Source organism: Streptomyces scopuliridis (genome assembly GCF_042790125.1).
GTDB classification, from domain to species: Bacteria; Actinomycetota; Actinomycetes; order Streptomycetales; family Streptomycetaceae; genus Streptomyces; species Streptomyces scopuliridis_A.
Genome location: NZ_JBHTZS010000013.1, coordinates 197,789 through 203,981, shown reverse-complemented (window position 1 = coordinate 203,981; position 6,193 = coordinate 197,789). Strand labels below are relative to the sequence as shown.

The window sequence follows — 6,193 nt, the reverse complement described above, 5'->3', positions numbered from 1 at the left end:
CTGCTCCTCTTTCCTGGACTTCTGCCCCGCCTCAGACCCTACTCTACATCCCTTGACCCCCGGGGGGGGGCGGCCCCCCCCCCCCCCCGGGCCCCCCCCCCCCCCCCCCCCCCCCCCCCCCGCGGCCAGGCCCCGTCCTCAGTCCTGTCCGGCCACGGCGGTATCGGGCCCACCCCCTTGGAACAGCGGAAGGCCAAGAAGACCCATGGCACCACCCGAAGCAGCAGCTCAGGCACCGGAGAAGAGCGCCCGGCCGGCGGCCGGCGCCGTCCTCGAAGCCCACGCGGTGAGCAAGCGGTTCCCGGGCGTCGTCGCGCTCGACCACGTCTCCTTCTCCCTGCGCGCGGGCGAGACCCATGCCCTGGTGGGCGAGAACGGCGCCGGGAAGTCCACCCTCATCAAGGTGCTGACCGGCGTGTACCGGCCCGACGAGGGCGAGGTACGGATGGGCGGCCAACAGGTGCGGTTCGCCCGGCCGTTCGAAGCGCAGCAGGCGGGCATCTCCACCATCTACCAGGAGGTGAACCTCGTCCCGCTGATGAGCGTGGCGCGCAACATCTTCCTCGGCCGGGAGCCCAAGAACCGCCTCGGTCTCATCGACTTCGGCCGGATGCACCGCGAGACCACGGAACTGCTCGACGGCTTCGGCGTCCACGTCGACCCGCGCCGGCCGCTGCACACGCTGGGCATCGGCACCCAGCAGATGGTCGCGCTGGCCCGCGCCGTCTCCGTCAACGCGCGCGTGGTCGTCATGGACGAACCCACCTCCTCCCTGGAACCGCGCGAGGTGGAGACCCTCTTCCGGGTCATCGCGGGACTGCGCGGCCAGGGCATCGCCGTGCTCTACGTCAGCCACCGCATGGACGAGCTCTACCGGATCTGCGACCGCGTCACCGTCCTGCGCGACGGCCGCCACATCCACACCGGCGACCTCGCGGAGCTGAACCGGATGCGGCTCGTGTCGATGATGCTCGGCCGCGACATGGCCGAGGTCCGGCGCGGCGGCGTGACCGGCTTCGCCGCCGGGGGACATGACGCGCAGCGCACCCCCGTCCTCACCGCCCGTGGCCTGACCCGCCGTCACCAGCTCCAGGACGTCTCCCTGTCGCTGTACGGCGGGGAGGTGCTCGGCCTCGGCGGCCTTCTCGGCTCCGGACGCAGCGAGACGGCGAAGGCCCTGGCGGGAGCGCTGAGCCTGGACGCGGGCGAACTCACCGTCGGCGGCCGGACGCTGCGCAGGCTCACCTCCGCGGGCGCGATCCGGGCGGGCATCAGCCTGCTGCCCGAGGACCGCAAGGCCGAGGGCATCATCCCCGGTCTGTCGGTGCGCGAGAACATCGTGCTCGCCGCCATGCCGCGGCTCTCCCGCGCCGGAGTGGTCTCGCGGCGCAAGCAGGACCGTATCGTCGACATCTTCATGAAGCGGCTGCGGATCAAGGCCGCCGGTCCCGAACAGAAGGTCGGCGAACTCTCCGGCGGCAACCAGCAGAAGGTCCTGCTGGCCCGCTGGCTCTGCCTGGAACCCAAGGTCCTCCTGCTCGACGAACCGACGCGGGGCATCGACGTCGGTGCCAAGGCCGAGGTCCAGGGCCTCATCGACGAACTCGCCGGCGAGGGCCTGGCCGTGCTGCTCATCTCCTCGGACATCGAGGAACTCATCGAGGGCGCCGACCGGATCGTCGTCCTGCGCGGCGGGGCCGTCGCGGGCGAACTGTCCGGCGAGGACGTGGGCGAGAGCCAACTGCTCGAAGTGCTCGCCGACCACGCGCCGGCGCCCGAAGGGAAGGCCCCGGCCGCACAGGAGGACCCGCGATGACCCAGGCCACTCTCACCCCCGCCCCCGCGCGCCCCCTGGCCCGGCTCCGTGACCCCGCCTGGTACCAGGAGTACGGCGTGTACGCGGCCGTCGCGGTCCTGCTTGTCTTCAACGCGCTGTTCACCGAGCACTTCATGACCGCCGACAATCTGCGCACCCAGCTCGTCCAGGTCGCCCCCATCGTCATCGTGGCGCTGGGCATGGCCCTGGTCATCGGCACCGAGGGCATCGATCTGTCGGTCGGCTCGACCATGGCGCTCGCCGCCGCCCTGCTCCCGCTCTATCTCGGATACGGGCTGGTGCCGGGGCTCGTCGTGGCCCTGCTCGTGGGTGCCGTCGTCGGAGCCGTCAACGGCACCCTGGTCTCGCTGATCGGGCTCCAGCCCATCGTCGCCACCCTGGCCCTGTTCGTCGGCGGCCGGGGCATCGCCCTGGTCATGGCCGACGGCCAGCTCAAGCAGATCATCAACCCCGACGTCCTGGCGCTCGGCACCGGATCCTTCCTCGGTGTCCCGCTGGTGGTGCTGATCGCCGGAGTGCTCGCCGTCGCCGTCGCCTTCCTGGTACGGCGTACCACCTTCGGCCGCCAGATCGTGGCCGTCGGGGGCAACCGGTCGGCCGCCTCCCTGGCGGGACTGCCGGTCACCCGCGTTCTGATGGGTGTGTACATACTCTGCGGGGTGCTGGCCGCCCTGGCGGGGATCCTCGCCACGGCCAGGCTGACGGCGAGCGACCCCTCCTCGCTCGGCACCCTCATGGAGCTCTCCGCGATCACGGCGGTCGTGGTCGGCGGAACCCCGCTGAACGGCGGCTCCATCCGGGTCCTGGGCACCGTCGCCGGCGCCCTGCTGATGCAGCTGCTGCGCGCCACCCTCGTCAAGCACGACCTGCCCGACTCCACCGCCCAGATCGCCCAGGCGGCCATCATCATCGCCGCCGTCTACGTCGCCCGGGAGCGTCGGTCCCGATGAACGAAACCACACCCGCCACGCTCGCCGCCGCCCCGGGGCCGAAGAAGTCCCCCGCACCGGGCGGCGGGGCTCCCCGCGAGGTGCCCGCCGCCGAGACGCCCCTCGGACAGCGTCTCGCGGAACTCGTGCAGCGTCAGGGCGTGCTCGCGGTCCTGCTCGCGGTCATCCTCGTCGCCTCGTTCGTCTATCCGACGTTCGCCACCCTCGACAACGCACGCGGCGTGACCGTCCAGGCGTCGTTCCTCGCCGTGGTGGCCCTCGGCATGACCCTGGTCATCATCACCGGCGGCATCGATCTGTCGGTCGGATCGGTGTTCGCGCTGGGGGGTGTGCTCGCGGCCTGGGCCTCGCAATGGGGCTTCTTCCCGGCGCTCCTGGTGCCCCTCGTGGTGTGCGGGGCGATCGGGCTGCTGAACGGCTTCCTCATCGCCCGCGCCGGAATGGCCCCCTTCATCGTCACGCTCGCCACGCTGCTCGCGGCCCGCGGTCTGCTCCTCGCCCTCACGGACGAGGGCGCCACCACCTATCTGGTGCCCAAGGACTCCGCGTTCGCCGAGCTGGGGCAGGGCAGCGTCCTGGGCTTCGGCCATCCTCTCCTGATCGCCCTGGTGCTGTTCGGGGCGGGCGGACTGCTGCTGCAACGGACCTCGTTCGGGCAGTCGCTGTTCGCGGTCGGCGGCAGCGGCGACGCGGCCGGTCTGATGGGGCTGCCCGTCGCCCGTACCAAGATCCTGGTCTACACGCTCAGCGGACTGCTGGCGGGACTCGCCGGCGCGCTGAACGCGGCCAGGCTGTCCTCGGGCGTCACCATCGTCGGTGTCGGTATGGAACTCGACGCCATCTCCGCCGTCGTCATCGGCGGCACGCTCCTCATCGGCGGCGCCGGGTCGGTCAGCGGCACGCTCTGGGGCGTCCTGCTGCTGGCCGTCATCCAGAACCTGATCAACCAGATCGGCTCGCTCAACTCCTCGTACCAGTCGGTGGTCAGCGGCGGCTTCCTTATCGTTGTCGTCGTGGCCCAGCGCTATCTGGCGCGCAGCCGCAGAACCACCTGAACCACGCCGGGTTCCGCGTGGCCGTCCGGCCACCGGGACCCGGCCACCCCGGGGCCCCGGACCTCACCGGGGCCGGGTTCCCTGTCGAGTCAAGGAGTGCCGTGGGCGTCAGCCTCAAGGACGTTGCGCAACGGGCGGGCGTGTCCATCAAGACCGTGTCCAACGTGGTCAACAACTATCAGCACGTCACCCCCCAGATGCGGGCCAAGGTGCAGCGGGCCATCGACGAACTCGGCTACCGCCCCAACCTCACCGCGCGCCATCTGCGCAAGGGGCGCACGGGCATCATCGCCCTGGCCGTGCCCGAGTTCGGCAACCCGTACTTCGCCGAGCTGGCCGGCGCGGTCATCGACGCCGCGGCCCGGCACGACTACACCGTGCTGGTCGACCACACCGCCGGCCTGCGCGAGAACGAGCTCCTGGTCTGCCAGGGCTTCCGCTCGCATGTGATCGACGGCGTCATCCTCAGCCCGATCCACCTGGAGACCGAGGATCTGATGGCGCGCGCCGAGACCGCGCCCCTGGTCCTGCTGGGGGAGCGCGAGTACGAGGCCCCGTACGACCACATCGCCATCGACAACGTCACGGCGGCCCGCGCGGCCGTACGCCATCTCCTCGACCGGGGCCACCGCCGTATCGCCTTCCTCGGCTCACGCACCGGTCGCGAACGCCAGCCGGCCCATCTGCGGCTGCGCGGCTGGCGCGAGGAACTGGCGGCCGCGGGCATCACGCCCGACGAGAGCCTGGTGATCGTCACCGACGGCTACGGACGGGAGGACGGCGCCGCCGCCATGGCCGCGCTCCTCGACCGCGGGGAGCGGCCGGACGCCGTCTTCGCCTACAACGACCTCATCGCCATCGGCGCGATGCGCACGCTCACCGAACGCGGTCTGCGCATCCCCGCCGACGTCGCCGTCGTCGGCTTCGACGACATCGAGGAGAGCCGGTACGGGGCCACCACGCTCACCACCATCGCCCCGGACAAGGAGGCCATCGCCCGGCTCGCCGTCGACAGTCTCGTCGAACGGCTCTCGGGCGAGCCGGTGGCCGAACCGCGCAGGCCCCGCCCCGGCTACCGCCTGGTCGTCCGCGAATCCACCGCGTCCCGAAGGACCCCGGACCCGGGGAAGCCGGGACACGACTGAAGCGCGGCGGCGGGACCCCGGGGCGCGTCCGCGCGCGCCGCACCCGGGCGCCCACGCTCCTCCCCGCCATCCGTTCGTCGCGAGGATCCCTGATGCCCACCCCCACCGTGCACAGCAATCCGTTCGGCACCGCTCCCGGACAGCCGCGGGTCGATCTCTGGACGCTCGATTCCGGATCCGGAGTCCGGGCCGAGATCCTCACCTACGGCGGCATCCTGCACCGGCTCATCGTGCCCGACACCACGGGAGACACCGCGTCGGTCGTCCGGTCGCTCGGCTCCCTCGACGACTACACCGGCGAGAACCCCTACTTCGGGGCCCTCATCGGCCGTTACGCGAACCGCATCGCGCACGGCCGCTTCACCCTGGACGGCGCGGTGCACCACATCCCCGCCAACGACCGCGGCCACGCACTGCACGGCGGCCCCGACGGCTTCCACACCAGAGTGTGGAAGGCCGCGGCCGACCGTACGGACCACACCGCCGCGCTCAGCCTCACCCTGCACAGCGCCGACGGCGACATGGGATTCCCCGGCGCGCTCGACGTCACCGTGACCTACACGCTCGACACCGAAGGCACCCTCACCCTCGACTACACCGCGACCACCGACCGTCCCACGGTCGTCAACCTCACCAACCACGCCTACTTCGACCTCACCGGCGGGGACGGCATCCTCCGCCACACCCTCCAGGTGGACGCCGACGCGTATCTGCCCGTCGACGGAGGGGGCATCCCGCGCGGCCCCGCCGTACCCGTCCGGCACACCCCCTTCGACCTCACCGTTCCGCACACGCTGGGGGACCGGATCGGCCTGCCCGACGAACAGCTCCGGTCGGCGGGGGGCTTCGACCACTGCTGGATCCTGCGGGAAGCGGAACAGGGACGCGCCGGAGCCCCGCACCGCGCCGCCCGTCTCACCGCCCCCGGCGAGGCGAGGGTCATGGAGGTATGGACGACGGAACCCGGCATCCAGGTCTACACCGGCAATCAGCTCGACGGCTCCCTCGCCGACCCCGCCGGCCGTCCGCACGAACGGCACGGCGCCGTCTGTCTGGAGACCCAGCACCTGCCGGACTCACCCAACCGCCCGGGGCACCCCTCCACGCTGCTGCGCCCGGACGAAGTGGCCTCCAGCCGGACCGAGTTGAGGTTCCCGCACCTCGGAAGGGGATGAGGCGACAGCGGCGGCCGATGATGGATAGAGC

The 6,193-nt window shown here is 71.8% G+C and carries 5 protein-coding genes; all 5 read left to right on the top strand.

Annotation, left to right across the window (positions count from 1 at the left end):
• Nucleotides 1-205 precede the first annotated feature (205 nt).
• Complete coding sequence (locus ACFRKB_RS21655) at nt 206-1,816, top strand: sugar ABC transporter ATP-binding protein (protein WP_383107867.1); 1,611 nt, start codon at nt 206-208, stop codon at nt 1,814-1,816.
• Nucleotides 1,813-2,787 (top strand): ABC transporter permease, encoded by a 975-nt coding sequence (locus ACFRKB_RS21650; protein ID WP_383107866.1) that lies wholly within the window; start codon nt 1,813-1,815, stop codon nt 2,785-2,787. The genes ACFRKB_RS21655 and ACFRKB_RS21650 overlap by 4 nt, the downstream gene beginning before the upstream one ends.
• Nucleotides 2,784-3,842 (top strand): ABC transporter permease, encoded by a 1,059-nt coding sequence (locus tag ACFRKB_RS21645; RefSeq protein WP_383107865.1) that lies wholly within the window; start codon nt 2,784-2,786, stop codon nt 3,840-3,842. The genes ACFRKB_RS21650 and ACFRKB_RS21645 overlap by 4 nt, the downstream gene beginning before the upstream one ends.
• A 101-nt stretch (nt 3,843-3,943) precedes the next feature.
• The gene (locus tag ACFRKB_RS21640; protein ID WP_383107863.1) at nt 3,944-4,987 is read left to right on the top strand and encodes a LacI family DNA-binding transcriptional regulator; all 1,044 of its coding nucleotides are present in this window, start codon (nt 3,944-3,946) and stop codon (nt 4,985-4,987) included.
• 92 nt (nt 4,988-5,079) lie between these two features.
• Nucleotides 5,080-6,162: an aldose epimerase family protein gene (locus ACFRKB_RS21635; protein WP_383107862.1), complete on the top strand. Its 1,083-nt coding sequence runs from the start codon at nt 5,080-5,082 to the stop codon at nt 6,160-6,162.
• The last annotated feature ends 31 nt before the right edge of the window (nt 6,163-6,193 follow it).

Coding starts and splice junctions, on each gene's coding strand:
- ACFRKB_RS21635 (WP_383107862.1), top strand. CDS start 5,080: ATGCCCACCCCCACCGTGCACAGCAATCCGTTCGGCACCGCTCCCGGA.
- ACFRKB_RS21650 (WP_383107866.1), top strand. CDS start 1,813: ATGACCCAGGCCACTCTCACCCCCGCCCCCGCGCGCCCCCTGGCCCGG.
- ACFRKB_RS21655 (WP_383107867.1), top strand. CDS start 206: ATGGCACCACCCGAAGCAGCAGCTCAGGCACCGGAGAAGAGCGCCCGG.
- ACFRKB_RS21645 (WP_383107865.1), top strand. CDS start 2,784: ATGAACGAAACCACACCCGCCACGCTCGCCGCCGCCCCGGGGCCGAAG.